Source organism: Lacinutrix salivirga, from assembly GCF_053604675.1.
In genome coordinates, this window is sequence record NZ_JBSHNP010000117.1 from 45,348 (window position 1) to 62,176 (window position 16,829).

Sequence of the window (16,829 nt, forward strand, 5' to 3'; positions counted from 1 at the left end):
TAATTCCTAATACCTCTTTTATTTTTCAAAAAACCTCATGCCTGTTTTTTTCATTTTGCGCAGTAATGGACTACATCGATATCTGTCTTCGTGATACTCGTTGTATAATTCGTCCATTTTACTCACACACCAATCGATGCCTTTTTCGTCTGCCCAAGCTAATAATCCTTTTGGATAATTAACTCCTTTGGTCATGGCATTATCTATATCTTCTGCTGAAGCGATGTTTAAAAATAAGGCATCTGCAGCTTCGTTTATTAACATTACTAGTATTCTATCAAAAATAGTTTTAGAAAGAGACGTCTCGACTGCGCTCGACGTGACAGTTGAGTCTTCTACTTTTCTACCATTTTCATCATATTCATAATAGCCTATTCCAGATTTTCGACCTAAGTATCCTGCTTCTGCAAAACGCTTTTGTGTAAATGCTGGTTTATATCTTGGGTCGAAATAAAACGCTGTAAAAACCGTTTCAGTTACTGTGTAATTAACGTCATTTCCTATAAAATCCATTAGCTCAAATGGTCCCATTCTGAACTTACCAATAGTTTTCATTGCCTCATCAATAGTTGCAAAATCGGCTAATCCTTCTTCATAAATTCTTAATGCTTCTCCGTAAAATGGTCGAGCAACTCTGTTTACTATAAAACCTGGCGTGTCTTTTGCAACTGCTACTGTTTTTTTCCAACTAGCAATGGTGTCAATAGATTTTTCTAAAGTTTCATAAGAGGTTTGAATAGCTGGTATGACCTCAACCAACTTCATTAAAGGTGCTGGATTGAAAAAATGAATTCCGACACAACGTTTTGGGTTTTTAAGTGAAGCTGCAATAGATGCGATTGACAAACTCGACGTGTTTGACGCGATTATGCAATCGTCTGAAACATAACTTTCCAATTCTGAAAATACTTTTTTCTTGATGTCTAAATTTTCGATAATTGCTTCAATAGTCAAGTTAGAGTCTGACAAATCTTTTAATGTATTTACATAAGAAATGTTAGATTGAATTCTATTTTTTTCTTCGGAATTTATTCGTCCTTTTTCAATTAGACGATTTAAGATTTTCTCAAGGCTTGCTTTTGCTTTATCTAATGCTTTTTGATTAGTGTCGTATAACTTTACATTACAACCAGAAGTTGCTGCGACTTGTGCAATACCACTTCCCATTGTTCCTGAACCTATTATTCCTATGTTTATTCCCATCTTCCGTCTTCCCAAAGGGAAGATACTTTTTTTAGTTAAACTTTTATTTTAAATACCTACAAGGTTTTAAAAACCTTGCAGGATATACTGAGATTTAGTTACCTTTAAAATTTGGCTTTCTTTTTTCTATGAATGCAGCAACGCCTTCTGCATAATCATTGCTTTGTGCTGCTTCTATTTGTAATTTAGATTCTAATGCTAATTGAGATTCTAAATCGTTTGTCATGGATTGATTGAATAATTCTTTAATTAATCCTAATGCTTTGGTTGGCATGTTAGCTAATTTTACAGCGAGTTTATTTACTTCTTCTTCAAAATTTTCTAAAGCAATCATTTTGTAAATCATTCCCATTTTTTCTGCGTCGCCTGCAGAAATTTTATCTCCTAACATTGCTAGTGCTAGTGCTTTTTGAAAGCCTATTAGTCTTGGTAAAAAGAACGTTCCTGCACTATCTGGCACTAAACCAATTAAGCTAAATGCTTGAATAAAACTTACCTTTTCATGAGCAACCACTATATCGCAAGCTAATGCTATGTTTGCTCCAGCTCCTGCTGCAACTCCATTTACTGCAGCAATAATTGGTTTTTTAATTGCTCGAAGTCTTGTGATGATAGGATTGTAATGCTCTTCAAGAATTTTTTTAAATCCTGGATTTAATTCTGGATCTGTAACTTCTTTAAGGTCTTGACCAGCACAAAATGCTTTTCCGTTTCCAGTAAGTACAATAGCTCTTACGTCATCATTATTTTCACAAGCGTCTAGAGTGTCGTGAAGTAAAAATGCCATTTCACGATTGAAGCTGTTGAATACTTCTGGTCTGTTGAGCCTGATGTACGCTACTCTGTTTTCAATTTTAAGCTGAATGCTTTTCATATATTTTCTTTTATTGTGGATTCCGCATCAAGTGCGGAATGACAAAACTTTTTAATTTATATTCTCATTACTATTTATAAGATTCCCATTTTCATGGGAATTTGATTATTTCAAACACTTGAAATAATCAAAAGGTTCTTGGCAATCCTCACACTGAAATTGTGCTTTACATGCTGTAGATCCAAATTGACTGACTAATCGTGTGTTTTGCGAACCACAATTGGTGCATTTTACTAATCGTTTATTATTTAGCAACACGTCTTTATCTGCTTCTGCGCTTAAAGGTGCTGCTATACCATAATCTTCTAATGCTTTGCGACCTCTTGGTGTAATCCAATCGGTTGTCCAAGCTGGATGTAAAATCAATTCTATTTCAGATTCATATCCTGCTTCTTTTAGTGCTTTTTTTATATCGTCTCCAATCACATCCATTGCTGGACAACCACTGTAGGTTGGTGTGATTTCGACTTTAACTATATTATTTTCAATAACTGCAGAACGTACGACTCCCATATCCATGATTGATAATACTGGAATTTCTGGGTCTGAGACTTTTTCTAAAATCTCAATTAATTTGTTGTCTATGTTTTGTTCTGTTGTTGTCATTTCTTGAAATTGAAACTGAATTTGAAATTGAAATTGAAAGGCTTAACCAGTTGCTTCAAATTTCGAGTTCAAATTCGAGTTCATTTTTTAGATTCCTGCCTGCTCAGGAATTGGTTACCATTCCATATTTGGATACGTGCGTTGCATATATTGCAAATCGCTTAATAAGTATCCTAAATGTTCTGTGTGAATACCTTCTTTGCCTCCTTTTTGGAAGTATTTTGATTCTGGAACTTCTAATGTTGACTCTTCTAAAAGCTCTCTTACATTTTTGTAATAGACCTCTTTTAATTTGGTAACATCAACACCAATTCCTTCTGAAACCATTGCTTTATCTGCTTCCGTTTGATGAAATAACTCATCTGTATAGGTCCATAAATCGTTGATGGCTTCCTGCATTTTAGCTTTACTTTCTTCTGTACCGTCACCTAAACGCTTTACCCAATCTGAAGAGAAACGCTCATGATAACTTACTTCTTTGATACATTTGTTAGCGATTGCTGACAATGTTAAATCTGTACTTTTTTGTAATTCTGAAAGAAACGCTAAATGATACACATCAAATAAAAATTGACGTCCTAAAGTGTATGCAAAGTTTGTATTTGGTTGTTCTACTAACAATACATTTTTGTATTCACGCTCTTTACGAAGCATGGCAATATCGTCTTCTGTTCTTCCATCTCCTGCAATTTTAGCTGCGTATTGAAAATAGCTACGCACTTGTCCAAATAGATCTAATGAGATATTTGTACAAGCAATATCAGTTTCTAAACTTGGTCCGTGACCACATAGCTCTCCCATTCTTTGTCCAAGAATGAGTGAATTATCTGCTATACCAAGGATGTAGTTGTATAGGTTTTTGTTTTTCATGTTTACTTCCCACGAAAGTGGGAACCTTTTTAATTAAACATTTATTCTTTTAATGAGATTCTTCGCTTTGCTCTGAATGACATTTTATTTTAATTGATGAGTTTCCCACTTTCGTGGGAATTGTAATTTGAGCAAAACTCAAATTACATGTGCTTCACTTCGTCTGGTAAATCGTAAAATGTTGGGTGACGATATACCTTATCGTGTGCAGGTTCAAATAATTCTCCGTTATTTTCAGGATTAGATGCAGTAATGTGCTTTGACTCTACAACCCAAATACTTACACCTTCACTTCTTCTGGTATATACATCGCGTGCGTTTTCTAAAGCCATATCCTCATCTGCTGCGTGTAAACTTCCGCAGTGACGATGTTCTAATCCGTTTTTACTTCTTACGAAGACTTCCCAAAGTGGCCAGTTTTTTTTGTTTGACATAATTTTTAGTGCCTGTGAAAGCAGGTATCTTGTTAATTTAATCTCTATGTTTATTATAATTAAAATTCCAATTGGCGCTTATATCATTCCAACTAGGATTCATTTCTTCAATTAATTCTATTTTCCAATCTCTTTTCCACTTTTTGAAATGTCTTTCTCTTTTCTCTGCCTCATTTCCTTTTTCAAACTCTTCAAAATATACCAGTTTATCACAATTATATCTTGCTGTGAAAGATTTTGGATAAACCTTCAATTTATGCTCTTTTATTCTTTCTTCAATATTATCAGTTACTCCAATATAAATGACGCCATTGCGTTTGTTAGTCATTATATAGACATACCAATAGTTCATGACTATCGATTAAGAGACCTCTTTTTTCAAAGAGGTTTTGTGAGCATAAGCCATTGCCGCATCTCTAACCCATTCTCCTCGTTCCCATGCACCAACTCTAGCTTTCATTCTTTCTTTATTACATGGTCCATGACCTTTTACAACTTGCCAAAATTCATCCCAATTAATTTCTCCAAAATCGTAACTTTGACGCTCTTCGTTCCATTTTAAATCTGGATCTGGTATTGTTAACCCAATTAATTCTGCTTGTGGTACTGTTTGATCTATAAATTGCTGTCGCAAATCGTCGTTAGATTTGCGTTTTAATTTCCATTTCATAGATTGTTCTGTGTGCACAGACACATCATCTGTTGGTCCTAACATCATTAAGCTTGGCCACCACCAACGATTTAAAGCATCTTGAGCCATTTCTTTTTGCTCAGGTGTTCCGTTTGCTAGTTTCATCATAATTTCGAAACCTTGACGTTGGTGGAAACTTTCTTCTTTACATACACGAATCATTGCTCTTGCATAAGGTCCGTAAGATGTGTTGCACAATGGTACTTGATTAATAATAGCTGCACCATCTACTAACCAACCGATTGCTCCCATATCTGCCCATGAAATTGTTGGGTAGTTAAATATTGATGAGTATTTTGCTTTTCCTGTATGTAGCTGCTCATACATTTCTTCTCTTGAAATTCCTAAGGTTTCGGTTGCGGAATATAAGTATAAACCATGTCCTGCTTCGTCTTGTACTTTTGCCAAAAGCGCTACTTTACGTCTTAAGGAAGGTGCTCTTGTTATCCAGTTACCTTCTGGAAGCATCCCAACAATTTCGGAATGTGCATGTTGCGACATTTGACGAATGTGGGTTTTACGATACTTTTCTGGCATCCAATCTTTGGGTTCGATTTTTTCGTCTCTTGCGATACGCTCTTCGAACTGTCTTTCTAAACTTCTAATTTGTTCTTCACTCATGATGATTAACGATTTTTGATTAACGATTTTTGATTTCTGAAGTTTATATTCTGAAGTCTTTATTCGTTTATCATAGCTTTTAGCTTTTGGCCTTTAGCAGGTTGAACTTTAATTTTTCTTTTTCTTTTTTTTAGCTGTTGGCTGTTGGCCTTTTGTTGTTGGCGCGTTAAGGATTGAGCAATTGTTGGAGCTCATCTCTGATAGCGACTTGCGAAAGCCTGACGCTTTTTTGCCATTAAAAGCAAAAAAGGGTAACGCCATAATTATTATTTTATACCTACAAGGTTTTAAAAACCTTTCAGGATGCTACTTTTATACCTACAAGGTTTTTAAAACCTTGCAGGATGCTATATTTCAATTTATTAACTAGATTCCCATTTTCATGGGAATGCTCGCCTTTGGCTCACACATCAAAATCAACGACTACTTTATCTGTTGTTGGTACTGCTTGACAGCTTAGTACTAAATTTTGACTGACTTCTTTTTCATCTAAAGCGTAATTGATTTTCATCTCTACGCTTCCTTCTTTTACTTTGCATTTGCAGGTGCTACAAACACCTCCTTTGCAGGCAAATGGTAGGTCTGCTCCTGCGCCTAATGCTGCATCGAGAATGTTGTCGTATTCTTTTGTCATGGTGAACATGAATTCTTTTCCACCATCTACAATAGTTACTTCTGTTCCTTCTACATTTTGTTTTGCCAGACGTTCTGCTCTCTTAATATCTTCTTCTGTAAGTCCTGTTACAAATAGCTCAAAATGAACCAATTCTTTTGGCAATCCTGCGTTTATTAAATACTCACTTACGTAGTTTACCATTTTTTCTGGACCACATAAAAACACTTCGTTTGTATCTGGTATATCAATGAATGTGTTTGTTAGCACGTCCATTTTTTCGTCATCAAATCTTCCGTTAAACAACTCAATATCTCTTCTTTCTTTGGTTAAGAAATAATATATTTCTAATCTGCCAAAATATTTATTTCTCAATTGTTCTAATTCTTCTTTAAAGATAATGGATTTTGCTGTTTTATTTACGTAAAATAACTTACATGTTGCATTTGGCTCTGCTGCTAAATGCGATTTTATCATAGATAATACTGGTGTAATACCACTACCTGCAGCGAAAAATAAATAGTTTTTTGATTCTTTAGGATTGCACTCTACACCAAAAGTTCCGGTTGGTGCCATGACCTCTAACTGATCTCCAGTTTTTAGAACTTCATTTACATAAGTTGAAAATTTTCCGCCAGGAATCATTTTTACCGCAACTTGCCACTTTTTATCAAGAGGACTGGAACATAAAGAGTATGAGCGACGAACATCTTCATCATTGATATCTGCTTTTAGTGTTAAATGTTGTCCTTGTCTGAAATGGAACGTATCGTATAGCTCAGAAGGGACATCAAAAGTTATTACAGATGTGTCTTCCGTCTCTTTATATATGTTTGCAACTTTTAGGTTGTGAAAATCTGCCATTGCTGTCTCTAACTCTTTCCAAAGGAAAAAGAACTGTTGTTTTAAATTATTAAAAACTGTAAGGTTTGTAAAACACTAACAGTTTAAACTAACACTTGTTAGTTTAGGTAACAAAGATACTAAATAATTTTCAGATTCCCATTTTCATGGGAACTAGACTAATTGTTAATTCCGTCTATGAGAACTTGACTTAAACTATTTGCTAAATCGTTTGCGTTAAGGTCTTCTTTTTTTGGAATCCATAAGTAAAGTGAACGTAGAGTGGATAACATAGAAAACATAATAATTTCTGGGTTACTTTGTCGAATCTCTGAAGAACTTATGCCTTGTTGAATGATGTTTAAAAAATTTGTTTCGTATTCGTTTCTTAATTTTAAATAGTAGTCTAATTTATCTTCAAGATGCATCCAATCGTTGTTTAAGGATGCCATACCATTAGTATTTTGTGATGTAATTGTAACGTGCAACTCGACTATTTGCTTTAATTTTTGAATTGAGGTATTTTCGGTGTTTATAATCTGGTTCATTCCATTTGTAAAATCTTCGGCAATAGATATAATAATTATTTTAAGGATCTCTTGTTTTGAACTGATATGGTTGTATAAACTTGCGGCTTTTATTCCCATTGCTGTTGCCAAATCGCGCATAGTTACTGCACTATAACCTTTTTCTTTAAAAAGCTTGGCTGCTGTTTTAATTATTTCTTCTTTACGTGTTGGAGTGTTCAAATTGTTATAACGTTAATTCTTTGTAAATTTATAGAAAAAAGAAGACTATGGGATTATTGGATTTTATTTTTGGCGCGAAAAAGCGTGAGGTTGATACTTATTTGGAAAATGGAGCTGTTATTTTGGATGTAAGATCGCAACGAGAATGGGATAGTGGACATATTGAAAATTCAATTCATATTCCAATAAATGAGCTACACAATAGAGTTGAGGAAGTAAAGGCTTTAAATAAGCCTATAATTGTCTGTTGCGCAAGTGGAGTACGCTCTGCCAAAGCTGCAAAGTTTTTAAATTTAAATACTATTGAAGCTACTAATGGTGGAGGTTGGTTAAATCTAAAGAAGAAATTATAGTTTGAAAGTATTTAATTCTTCTGCTTTTTGAATTGGTGTTTCGTTGTATTGGAGTGTCCAACCTAAAGAGTTTGTGAGTATATAGAATTTAGCAAGCTCGCTTAACAATCTATTTTTTGCATTGGATTTTAAATCGGAAGCTTCAATTTTTTTCATCAGCGATTGGTTTACTGTTTGCTTAATAGAATTATAGTCTTTGGCTTCGAATTGATTTAAAAAATCGGCTTGAATATCGTAGTACTCAAAATCTGGACTGATTTTAATTTCTTCTTTAGGAATGCTTAGAATTTGGAGCGTTTTTGTGGCTTCGTCTATTTTATATTCAATTTTACTTAAATCATAACTCACAGTAACATTAGCATTAACAACAACTAATGCTTTTTTTTCTGCCTCTATTAAATCACCAAAAATAGCTTTTGAGTTTTTATAGCTAAAGACTTCGCTAAAATGACCTTCTGTTACTACAAGTTTTCCAACATTTTTTATTTGCTCTTGGATAAGTGCAGAATGTTCTTTAACCTCAATTCTTGTTTTATTTTGGTCTCCACAGTATTTAAATGTAAAGAGTATAATTAATGTTAATATTACTCCAAATAGTACTTTTCGCATACGCTAATGTACATAAAAAACATTAGTTTTTATGATTCAAAAAAAAATCGCAATAGGCAATAGTGATAGCTATAATTGTAATTAAATTTAAGATTAAACAGGAGTATTAAAAACAAAAAAGCATTAAGCTACACTAGTTAGTTGTACTTAATGCTTTTATTAGGTTGATTAATAGCGATTTGAATATACTATTAAAATCCTTTAGCAAACTAAATAATCGTTAAAAAGATGTTAAAAAACGTTAAAGGAATTATAGTTAGAGTTTTCCTACTAAATTTTAAATTAACATTATTTATTAAAAAGTTATGTGGCTATGTTTTAATTCTATAGCCTGTTGTTTTTTATTTAATTTTGATAGAAACTTTTTATGATTTTCGGCATTTGGATTAAAAGGTTTGTGTGCCAATCCCTTTTGAATTTCGTTAATAGTTTTCATGGTATTTTGAGCATCCTGAGCTATCCAAACTGTTTTAAAACGCTCCCAAATATAATTTACTGCTACAGAGTTTGGATGCAACATGTCTTCTTTATAGAATCTATAATCTCTGAGTTCGTCTATCATGATTTCATAAGATAGAAAATAACTTGTTTGTTTCTCTTTACTTATTAAAGTATGAATTGCAGTTATTAAATGTGCCTTGCTTTGCGTGTTTTCAATAAAACCATCTTTTATATGACGTACTGGAGAAACTGTAAAAATTATAGATGCTTTAGTATTTATCTCTTGAATTTTATGAATTATATTTTGAAGTGATATTATAATTTCTTCTACAGAAAGTAATTTTTTTTCAAATTCTTTTTGTGGAATTTTATGACAATTAGCTACAGTTTTATTGTTGTGTATATGTTTATAAACCCAAGCTGTTCCTAAAGTGATAATGATATGCGAAGCTTTGCTTATATGCTGATTTGTTGCTTTTACTTTATCATTTAATTGTTGCAACAATATTTCTTTAGAAGCATTACTTAATTTTGAATGCGCATCAAAACAATGCCATTGCTCGTTATGAAAAAATATATCTTTTTCTGTATAAACTTTTTCATGAATTGCATTTTCTATTACTATTTCAATTGCTTTTGGGTGAAATAATATACCAAAAGGATTAATAGCATTTTGAAACTTAAAATACTGCAATTTATCTCCAATGTTTTCTGAAAAACAGGAACCTAACAGCAAGAGTTTGGAGTTATAATCAATTAGATTATTTTCTTGTTGTTTTAATGGTATTTTGGTTTGTAAATTCATTTTCTTATCTCGCGAAGTCGCAGAGTCGCAAAGCTTACTCTCATTTGATTACTCTAATATGCTATTAACTAATCTAAACCATTAACAATTCTGGTAATTCCTGTTTTTATCAATGGACTATTAAAATTGATTAATAATCCCAGTTTAATTTCGGTTAACTTTAAATAAGTTAATAATTGTTTAGGATGAACTGGATGAATTTCTTGAACGGATTTAATTTCAATAATAACTTTGTTTTCTACAATTAAATCTGTTCTAAAACCCAAGTTCAATTCTTTGTTTTTCCAAAATACTGGTAAAGTTTTTTGTCTTTTAACCTCAAGTCCTTTCTCCAATAATTCAGTATATAAAATTTCTTCGTAAACAGATTCTAGAAGACCAGGACCAAGACTGACATGAATATGATAACAACAATCAACTATAATTTTAGCCAAACTATTTTCGTTGTGTTCATTATTCTGCTTCAAATCCTTTTTTTATTTATTCAACTTTGCGTCTTCGCGATAAACTTTAATCTAAATAATTCTTACTTTCATTAAGTGCAGTTTCTATTCCAGCAGGATTTTTCCCTCCAGCTGTTGCAAAGAAAGGCTGTCCTCCTCCACCTCCTTGAATGTGTTTACCAAGTTCTCTAACCACTTTTCCTGCATCTAATCCTTTTTCTGCAACTAGTTCTTTAGAAATATAACAAGAAAGCAAAGCTTTTCCGTTTTGTTCGGTTGCAAATAAGAAGAATACATTGGTTTCATTTTGACCTAAATTAAAACATACATCTTTAATTCCTGCAGCATCTAAATCTAATTTTTTAGCTAAAAATTGCACACCATTTATTTCGGTTAATTCATTTTTTAACTCGCCAATAATATTTTTGGCTTTATCTTTTAATAAAGTTTCTATTTGCTTTTTTAAATCTGTATTTTCTGATTGCAAATTTTGCAATGCTTTAATGGGTTCTTTAGCATTATTAAGCATTTCTTTCATTTCAAAAAATGCTTTATTATTTTCATAATAATAATCTTTTACAGCATCACTAGTTATGGCTTCAATTCTACGTATTCCTGCTGCAACTGCACCTTCAGACACTATTTTAAAATGCCATATATCTGCTGTATTTTTTACGTGAGTTCCTCCACAAAGCTCAATAGATTGACCAAATCGAACAGCACGAACAGTATCACCATATTTTTCACCAAAAAGTGCTAATGCGCCTTCATCTATGGCCTGTTGCATTGGTATATTGCGTTTTTCTTGTAATGGTAATTTGCCATAAATTCTTCGGTTTACAAAGTTTTCTACTTCCTGTAATTGCTCTGCAGTTACTTTTGAGAAATGTGAAAAATCAAATCGCAAATATTTTGAATGCACTGCAGACCCTTTTTGTTCTACATGGTCTCCTAAAATTTCACGTAGTGCTTGATGCAATAAGTGCGTAGCTGTGTGATTGCATTCTGTTCTGTAACGCTGTTTTGCATCAACCGAAGCTTTAAAAGTTTCTTGAATATGTTTTGGTAAATTTTTGGTAAAATGTATGACTTCGTTATTTTCTCTTTTAGTATCAATTACATAAACCACATCACCATGACTATCTTCTAAATAACCTTTATCACCTACTTGCCCTCCTCCTTCTGCATAAAATGGTGTGATATTAAAAACTAATTGGTATAATTCGCCATCTTTTTTAGAGGTTACTTTTCTGTATTTTACAATTTTTACAGCAGCTTCTAGCGTATCGTAACCAATAAACTCTTGTTCTTCATCATCTATTAAAACTGTCCAATCATCAGATTTTAACTGTGAAGCTTCTTTACCACGTTGTTTTTGTTGTTTTAATTTATTGGTAAATTCTTCTTCATTATAAGTAAACCCTTTTTCGCGAAGAATTAAATCTGTTAAATCTTCTGGGAAACCATAGGTATCTTTTAGTTCAAAAACTTTTGCTCCAGAAATTTCTTTTGTTTTTGTGTTTTCTACAATACGATCTAAAAGAATTAATCCTTGTTCTAAAGTTCTTAAAAACGAAGCCTCTTCTTCTTTAATTACATTTTCTATTAGTTGTCTTTGTACTTTTAGTTCTGGGAAAGCTTCGCCCATTTTTTTAACAAGTACATCTACTAATCTATAAATAAAGGGTTCTTTTTTATCTAAAAAAGTAAATCCGTAACGTACTGCACGACGTAAAATTCTACGAATTACGTAACCAGCTCCTGTGTTACTTGGCAATTGACCATCTGCAATAGAGAATGCTACTGCACGAACATGATCACTAATTACACGAATAGCAACATCTATTTTTTGGTCCTTACCATATTCTTTATCTGTTATGGTTTCAATTTCGCGAATTATTGGCGTAAAAACATCTGTATCATAATTAGATTGTACATTTTGTAAAACCATACAAAGACGCTCAAATCCCATTCCTGTATCAATATGTTTGTTTGGTAAATTTTCTAGCGAACCGTTTGCCTTTCGGTTATACTGCATGAATACCAAATTCCATATTTCTACCACTTGTGGATGATCCATGTTTACCAAAGACTTACCATCTACTTTTGCTTTTTCTTCGGCAGAACGAATATCTACATGAATTTCACTACAAGGTCCACAAGGTCCTTGTTCTCCCATTTCCCAGAAATTATCTTTTTTGTTTCCTTTTAAAATTCGGTCTTCAGAGATATATTGCTTCCAAATATCATACGCTTCTGTATCCATTTTAAGATTGTCTGCATCATCACTTCCTTCAAAAACAGTAACATATAAAATGTCTTTATCAATTTTATATACATCTACTAAAAGCTCCCAAGCCCAAGCAATTGCTTCCTTTTTAAAGTAATCACCAAAACTCCAATTCCCTAACATTTCAAATAAAGTATGATGGTAAGTATCATAACCAACTTCCTCTAAATCATTATGCTTACCAGAAACACGCAGGCATTTTTGGCTATCTGCAATTCTATTGTTTTTTGGTTGTGCATTACCTAAAAAGTATTCTTTAAAAGGAGCCATACCAGAATTTACAAACATTAGAGTTGGATCGTCCTTTAAAACCATAGGTGCAGATGGAACAATACTGTGCTTCTTGCCTTCAAAAAAACTTAAAAATGTTGAGCGAATATCTTGAGATTTCATGTAACTAAATAAATATCTTGTTGCTGTTAAATTACTTCTAAATACAATCTTAATTTATAATCAACGCACTATTTTTGCTAATTGTAAATAGGACTTACTTCAATTCTCAAAAACTTATTTGATAATATTTTGTAAGTTTGTTCGTTTGCTGTTACACTTAAGATAGATTTCTATTTTAATAATAATTGCAAAAATAGTATAAATTAGGCAATGAGTAAGGTAAAATATTATTATGATTCTGAAACGTTATCCTATAAAAAGATAGCGCGTAAAAAGAGGAGAACTTTTAAATACGTTTCTGTATTTTTATTAGGCGCTGCATTATTTGGTTTGCTTTTTGTTTTTATCGGTTCTCAATATTTTGAATCTCCTAAAGAAAAAATGCTGAAGCGAGAGCTTTCAAACATGCAGCTACAGTTTGAGTTGCTAAACAAAAAAATGAATGAAGCCGAAACTGTTTTAGCCAATATAGAAGACAGAGATAACTCTATTTACAGATTATATTTTGAAGCTAATCCTATACCAGAAGAGCAACGCAAAGCAGGATTTGGAGGAGTAAACAGATATAAAAATTTAGAAGGGTTTGATAACTCAAAATTAATTATAGAAAGTAATAAGCGCATAGATATATTACAAAAACAGATTGTAGTGCAATCTAAGTCGCTAGATGAAATCGCAAAATTAGCTGTAGAAAAAGAAAAACTATTAGCTTCTATACCAGCAATACAACCCGTTAAAAACGAAGATTTAACACGTATGGCTTCTGGTTATGGCATACGTACAGATCCTTTTACCAAAGCACGTAAAATGCATTGGGGAATGGACTTTACTGCTCCAAGAGGCACACCTATTTATGCGGCTGGAGATGGTGTTGTAGAGCGTGCAGATAATGGTAGTTCAGGTTATGGAAACCATATTAGAATAGACCATGGTTATGGTTATGTATCACTTTATGCGCACTTATACAAATACAATGTAAAGAAAAACCAAAAAGTAAAACGTGGCGATTTAATAGGTTTTGTTGGTAGTACAGGACGCTCTGAAGCACCACATTTACATTACGAAGTTTTTAAAGATGAGGAGCGTATAAATCCAATTAATTTTTACTATGGTAGCTTAACTGCAGAAGAATTTAGCAAACTACTAGAAAGTGCTTCGTTACAAAACCAATCTTTAGATTAATGCATATTGAACTTCCAGAAAAGCGGTATTATGCTATTGGCGAAGTAGCCAAAGCTTTTGGAGTTAATAACTCTTTAATACGTTTTTGGGAAAAAGAATTTGATGTTTTAAAACCTAAAAAAAATGCCAAAGGCAATCGTAAATTTACTCTAGAAGATATTAAAAACTTAAAATTAATCTATCATTTAGTAAAAGAAAGAGGCTTTACTTTAGAAGGAGCAAAAACACATTTAAAAGAAGATAAGCACAAGACGCTAAATAATTTTGAAATTATTAGTAAATTAGAAGCAATAAAGAATCAACTTATTAAAATTAAAAATCAACTTTAAAACTAACTAACATGAAAAAATGGCTCATTCCATTAGTAATCCTAGGATTAATTGCTTTTGCATTATTTACTTGGGGAAAAAACTTTAATAATACTGCAGTAAATTTAAAAGAGTCTGCGACAAAAACTTGGGGAGATGTAGAAAGCACCTACCAACGTAGAAATGATTTAATTGGAAGTTTAGTTAAAACTGTACAAGGTGCAGCGGATTTTGAGCGTACTACGTTAAGAGAAGTTATTGAAGCTAGAGCTAAAGCCACCTCTACAACGATAGATGCTAGTAACTTAACACCAGAGAATATGGCTCAATTTCAACAAGCACAAAGTGGGTTGAGTGGTGCATTATCTAAATTATTAGTGTCGGTTGAACGTTATCCAGACATAAAAGCAAATCAGAATTTTTTGGAACTACAGAGCCAACTAGAAGGTACAGAAAACAGAATTAATGTTGCTAGAGATCGATTTAATGAAGCTGTAGAACCATACAATAAACACATTAAAACGTTTCCAAATACCTTACTTGCTGGTTTTCTAAACTTTGAACCTTTAAGTTATTACAAGGCAGAAGCAGGTAGTGAAAAAGCACCAGATATCGATTTTAAATTCGAGTAGTTTTTAATATGAAAGATTGCGTTGAAGATTTCCTTTCTACTATAGAAGAACAAGAGATTGTTGCTGCCATTAACTTAGCAGAACAAAACACCTCTGGAGAAATCCGCGTACATATTGAACACACCTCTAAAGGAAAGGTTGACAAACGTGCTTTAGAGGTGTTTTCTATTTTAAAAATGCATAACACCAAACAAAGCAATGGTGTATTAATTTACATTGCTGTAGATGATAAAACCTTTGCCATTTATGGCGACAAAGGTATAAATACAGTAGTACCAAATGATTTTTGGGATAGTACAAAAAATGAGATTCAAACACAGTTTAAAAAAGGTAATTTTAAACAAGGCATAGTAGATGGTGTTTTAAAAATTGGACAGCAACTAAAAACCTATTTTCCTTGGAATCCTGATGATACTAACGAACTCTCTAATACGATCTCTAAAGGATAATACAAGTATGCAACAGCGTTTTACAAAACACATTATCCTATTTATTAGCATCACTTTATTGGCGTTTAGTTTTGCCAATGCTCAGTATCCTATTCCTGATGTACCTTCTAAAAAAGATGGAGGACAAACTAGTGTTTACGATTATATAAATTTACTCTCTGCATCAGAAAAAAACACTTTAGAACGCAAACTTATAAACTATTCCGATACTACTTCAACTCAAATAGTAGTTGCAATAATACCTTCTACCAACGGAGAATATATTAACTATTTAGCGACACAATGGGCACATAAATGGGGAATTGGAGGTAGTAAAGAAGAAGATAATGGTGTATTTATTCTGCTAGCAAGAAACGACAGAAAAATAGCCATTGCAACTGGTTATGGTGTTGAGCATTTACTTACAGACGCACTCTCTAGACGTATTATAGAACGTGATATCATCCCTTATTTTAAGCAAAATAATTATTATGGAGGTCTAAATAGAGGTGCAGACGCTATTTTTGAAGTCATGCAAGGTGAATACCAAGGCACGAGACAAACATCGAGCGAAGGGTTTCCTGTTGGCGCAATAATTTTACTGTTTATTATATTTTTAATCATACTCATTTCAATTTCTAAAAACCGAAGAAATGGTGGAGGACATGGAGGTCACAATAATAACACTACAAGCATTCTCGAAGCTATAATTTTAAGCAATTCTGGACGTGGAGGCTACAGACGAGGTTCTGGTGGTTTTGGCGGAGGATTTGGAAGTGGTTCTAGTGGAGGTGGCTTTGGAGGAGGCGGATTTGGTGGTGGCTTCGGTGGAGGTGGCTTTGGAGGTGGAGGCGCTTCTGGTGGTTGGTAATTATTTGGTTTTGCACCAAAATCCTAATTCATTATCGTAATACCAACCATCTGTATAACCACCAACTACTATATATTCTACTTTAGTGTTTTTAGCATAGATTGATTCACAATTGTTATCATCTGGTTTACACTTATTTACAACACCCTTATTACCTACTGGACTTATAATTATATTACCAGCATCTAATTTTAAAGTGTTTACAAATTGTAATAAAACTGAAGCTTTTTGTTTTGAACTATTAAAATTTACTGAGTCTGAAGCTTGTGAGTCATGATAAATTTTAATTTCAACAGTGTATCCTTTATCTGTAAGTTTAGTGATTTTCTTTTTTATTTTTTTCTTGTCTTTTTCACTAATTTCAAATGTTTCTTGAGCAAAACTAATAGGAAGATTTTTGGACTTATAAATTAAATCACAATTAGTTTCTTTCCATTTTTTAAGACCATTACGTTCTGTTATATAGCTTACATAGCATTTACCAGCTTTAGGATTTTGCGGTAAATTCTGAGCACTTAAAATAAGAGTTGTAATTAAAAACAATAAAGTAGATAAGATAGATTTCATTGT

The 16,829-nt window shown here is 32.7% G+C and carries 21 protein-coding genes; 6 read left to right on the forward strand and 15 right to left on the reverse strand.

From position 1 onward, the window contains the following. Positions 1-18 precede the first annotated feature (18 nt). From ACVC5O_RS10240 to ACVC5O_RS10285, 10 genes are all read right to left on the reverse strand, one after another. Complete coding sequence (locus ACVC5O_RS10240; protein WP_452221465.1) at positions 19-1,197, reverse strand: 3-hydroxyacyl-CoA dehydrogenase NAD-binding domain-containing protein; 1,179 nt, start codon at positions 1,195-1,197, stop codon at positions 19-21. A gap of 100 nt (positions 1,198-1,297) precedes the next feature. Continuing rightward, complete coding sequence (locus ACVC5O_RS10245; RefSeq protein ID WP_452221389.1) at positions 1,298-2,077, reverse strand: enoyl-CoA hydratase-related protein; 780 nt, start codon at positions 2,075-2,077, stop codon at positions 1,298-1,300. A 105-nt stretch (positions 2,078-2,182) separates the two neighbouring features. Beyond that, positions 2,183-2,683, reverse strand: coding sequence for a 1,2-phenylacetyl-CoA epoxidase subunit PaaD (gene paaD / locus ACVC5O_RS10250; RefSeq protein WP_452221390.1), 501 nt, complete (start codon positions 2,681-2,683; stop codon positions 2,183-2,185). A gap of 114 nt (positions 2,684-2,797) precedes the next feature. After that, on the reverse strand, positions 2,798-3,553 hold the full coding sequence (paaC, locus tag ACVC5O_RS10255) for a 1,2-phenylacetyl-CoA epoxidase subunit PaaC (RefSeq protein WP_452221391.1): 756 nt from the start codon (positions 3,551-3,553) through the stop codon (positions 2,798-2,800). A 143-nt stretch (positions 3,554-3,696) separates the two neighbouring features. Continuing rightward, positions 3,697-3,987 carry a 1,2-phenylacetyl-CoA epoxidase subunit PaaB gene (gene paaB, locus ACVC5O_RS10260; RefSeq protein ID WP_340169959.1) on the reverse strand — a complete coding sequence of 97 codons (291 nt, stop codon included), beginning with the start codon at positions 3,985-3,987 and terminating at the stop codon, positions 3,697-3,699. 37 nt (positions 3,988-4,024) lie between these two features. Further along, on the reverse strand, positions 4,025-4,339 hold the full coding sequence (locus ACVC5O_RS10265; RefSeq protein WP_452221392.1) for a GIY-YIG nuclease family protein: 315 nt from the start codon (positions 4,337-4,339) through the stop codon (positions 4,025-4,027). 9 nt (positions 4,340-4,348) lie between these two features. Beyond that, entirely contained in the window at positions 4,349-5,299 is a 951-nt protein-coding gene (paaA, locus tag ACVC5O_RS10270; protein ID WP_452221393.1) for a 1,2-phenylacetyl-CoA epoxidase subunit PaaA, read from the reverse strand. A 108-nt stretch (positions 5,300-5,407) separates the two neighbouring features. Next, the gene (locus ACVC5O_RS10275; RefSeq protein WP_452221394.1) at positions 5,408-5,560 is read right to left on the reverse strand and encodes a hypothetical protein; all 153 of its coding nucleotides are present in this window, start codon (positions 5,558-5,560) and stop codon (positions 5,408-5,410) included. A gap of 142 nt (positions 5,561-5,702) precedes the next feature. Beyond that, positions 5,703-6,776, reverse strand: coding sequence for an FAD-binding oxidoreductase (locus tag ACVC5O_RS10280; RefSeq protein WP_452221395.1), 1,074 nt, complete (start codon positions 6,774-6,776; stop codon positions 5,703-5,705). A gap of 158 nt (positions 6,777-6,934) precedes the next feature. Further along, positions 6,935-7,504, reverse strand: coding sequence for a TetR/AcrR family transcriptional regulator (locus ACVC5O_RS10285; RefSeq protein WP_452221396.1), 570 nt, complete (start codon positions 7,502-7,504; stop codon positions 6,935-6,937). Positions 7,505-7,551: 47 nt separating this feature from the next. Between ACVC5O_RS10285 and ACVC5O_RS10290 the strand changes: the two genes are divergently transcribed. After that, complete coding sequence (locus tag ACVC5O_RS10290; RefSeq protein ID WP_452221397.1) at positions 7,552-7,857, forward strand: rhodanese-like domain-containing protein; 306 nt, start codon at positions 7,552-7,554, stop codon at positions 7,855-7,857. Here the strand turns inward: ACVC5O_RS10290 and ACVC5O_RS10295 are convergent. From ACVC5O_RS10295 to alaS, 4 genes are all read right to left on the reverse strand, one after another. After that, positions 7,852-8,466, reverse strand: coding sequence for a DUF4230 domain-containing protein (locus tag ACVC5O_RS10295; RefSeq protein ID WP_452221398.1), 615 nt, complete (start codon positions 8,464-8,466; stop codon positions 7,852-7,854). The two genes, ACVC5O_RS10290 and ACVC5O_RS10295, sit on opposite strands and share 6 nt — an antisense overlap. Before the next feature lie 295 nt (positions 8,467-8,761). After that, positions 8,762-9,712, reverse strand: coding sequence for a GSCFA domain-containing protein (locus tag ACVC5O_RS10300; RefSeq protein ID WP_452221399.1), 951 nt, complete (start codon positions 9,710-9,712; stop codon positions 8,762-8,764). A gap of 68 nt (positions 9,713-9,780) precedes the next feature. Beyond that, positions 9,781-10,179, reverse strand: coding sequence for a GxxExxY protein (locus ACVC5O_RS10305; RefSeq protein ID WP_452221400.1), 399 nt, complete (start codon positions 10,177-10,179; stop codon positions 9,781-9,783). A 43-nt stretch (positions 10,180-10,222) separates the two neighbouring features. Next, the gene (gene alaS, locus ACVC5O_RS10310; protein WP_452221401.1) at positions 10,223-12,838 is read right to left on the reverse strand and encodes an alanine--tRNA ligase; all 2,616 of its coding nucleotides are present in this window, start codon (positions 12,836-12,838) and stop codon (positions 10,223-10,225) included. Positions 12,839-13,048: 210 nt separating this feature from the next. On the opposite strand from alaS, the gene ACVC5O_RS10315 reads away from it, so the two are divergent. From ACVC5O_RS10315 to ACVC5O_RS10335, 5 genes are read left to right on the forward strand one after another with little or no spacing between them, the layout of a single operon-like run. Then, the gene (locus tag ACVC5O_RS10315; protein WP_452221402.1) at positions 13,049-14,020 is read left to right on the forward strand and encodes a M23 family metallopeptidase; all 972 of its coding nucleotides are present in this window, start codon (positions 13,049-13,051) and stop codon (positions 14,018-14,020) included. After that, positions 14,020-14,349, forward strand: coding sequence for a MerR family transcriptional regulator (locus ACVC5O_RS10320; RefSeq protein WP_452221403.1), 330 nt, complete (start codon positions 14,020-14,022; stop codon positions 14,347-14,349). The genes ACVC5O_RS10315 and ACVC5O_RS10320 overlap by 1 nt, the downstream gene beginning before the upstream one ends. 11 nt (positions 14,350-14,360) lie before the next feature. Continuing rightward, a complete protein-coding gene (locus tag ACVC5O_RS10325) occupies positions 14,361-14,960 on the forward strand; it encodes a LemA family protein (protein WP_452221404.1) in 600 nt (199 codons plus the stop codon). A gap of 8 nt (positions 14,961-14,968) precedes the next feature. After that, the gene (locus ACVC5O_RS10330; RefSeq protein WP_452221405.1) at positions 14,969-15,409 is read left to right on the forward strand and encodes a TPM domain-containing protein; all 441 of its coding nucleotides are present in this window, start codon (positions 14,969-14,971) and stop codon (positions 15,407-15,409) included. Between the two features lie 7 nt (positions 15,410-15,416). Continuing rightward, the gene (locus ACVC5O_RS10335) at positions 15,417-16,259 is read left to right on the forward strand and encodes a TPM domain-containing protein (protein ID WP_452221406.1); all 843 of its coding nucleotides are present in this window, start codon (positions 15,417-15,419) and stop codon (positions 16,257-16,259) included. Here the strand turns inward: ACVC5O_RS10335 and ACVC5O_RS10340 are convergent, their stop codons facing one another. After that, positions 16,260-16,826: a hypothetical protein gene (locus tag ACVC5O_RS10340; RefSeq protein ID WP_452221407.1), complete on the reverse strand. Its 567-nt coding sequence runs from the start codon at positions 16,824-16,826 to the stop codon at positions 16,260-16,262. It lies immediately after the preceding gene. Between the last annotated feature and the right edge of the window lie 3 nt (positions 16,827-16,829).

Excerpts from the sequence above, each read along its gene's own strand:
- paaC (WP_452221391.1), bottom strand. The coding sequence starts at position 3,553 with ATGAAAAACAAAAACCTATACAACTACATCCTTGGTATAGCAGATAAT.
- ACVC5O_RS10295 (WP_452221398.1), bottom strand. The coding sequence starts at position 8,466 with ATGCGAAAAGTACTATTTGGAGTAATATTAACATTAATTATACTCTTT.
- paaD (WP_452221390.1), bottom strand. The coding sequence starts at position 2,683 with ATGACAACAACAGAACAAAACATAGACAACAAATTAATTGAGATTTTA.
- paaB (WP_340169959.1), bottom strand. The coding sequence starts at position 3,987 with ATGTCAAACAAAAAAAACTGGCCACTTTGGGAAGTCTTCGTAAGAAGT.
- ACVC5O_RS10300 (WP_452221399.1), bottom strand. The coding sequence starts at position 9,712 with ATGAATTTACAAACCAAAATACCATTAAAACAACAAGAAAATAATCTA.
- ACVC5O_RS10330 (WP_452221405.1), top strand. The coding sequence starts at position 14,969 with ATGAAAGATTGCGTTGAAGATTTCCTTTCTACTATAGAAGAACAAGAG.
- ACVC5O_RS10315 (WP_452221402.1), top strand. The coding sequence starts at position 13,049 with ATGAGTAAGGTAAAATATTATTATGATTCTGAAACGTTATCCTATAAA.
- ACVC5O_RS10265 (WP_452221392.1), bottom strand. The coding sequence starts at position 4,339 with ATGAACTATTGGTATGTCTATATAATGACTAACAAACGCAATGGCGTC.
- paaA (WP_452221393.1), bottom strand. The coding sequence starts at position 5,299 with ATGAGTGAAGAACAAATTAGAAGTTTAGAAAGACAGTTCGAAGAGCGT.
- ACVC5O_RS10325 (WP_452221404.1), top strand. The coding sequence starts at position 14,361 with ATGAAAAAATGGCTCATTCCATTAGTAATCCTAGGATTAATTGCTTTT.
- ACVC5O_RS10280 (WP_452221395.1), bottom strand. The coding sequence starts at position 6,776 with ATGGCAGATTTTCACAACCTAAAAGTTGCAAACATATATAAAGAGACG.
- ACVC5O_RS10275 (WP_452221394.1), bottom strand. The coding sequence starts at position 5,560 with ATGGCGTTACCCTTTTTTGCTTTTAATGGCAAAAAAGCGTCAGGCTTT.
- ACVC5O_RS10245 (WP_452221389.1), bottom strand. The coding sequence starts at position 2,077 with ATGAAAAGCATTCAGCTTAAAATTGAAAACAGAGTAGCGTACATCAGG.
- ACVC5O_RS10290 (WP_452221397.1), top strand. The coding sequence starts at position 7,552 with ATGGGATTATTGGATTTTATTTTTGGCGCGAAAAAGCGTGAGGTTGAT.
- alaS (WP_452221401.1), bottom strand. The coding sequence starts at position 12,838 with ATGAAATCTCAAGATATTCGCTCAACATTTTTAAGTTTTTTTGAAGGC.
- ACVC5O_RS10340 (WP_452221407.1), bottom strand. The coding sequence starts at position 16,826 with ATGAAATCTATCTTATCTACTTTATTGTTTTTAATTACAACTCTTATT.
- ACVC5O_RS10320 (WP_452221403.1), top strand. The coding sequence starts at position 14,020 with ATGCATATTGAACTTCCAGAAAAGCGGTATTATGCTATTGGCGAAGTA.
- ACVC5O_RS10335 (WP_452221406.1), top strand. The coding sequence starts at position 15,417 with ATGCAACAGCGTTTTACAAAACACATTATCCTATTTATTAGCATCACT.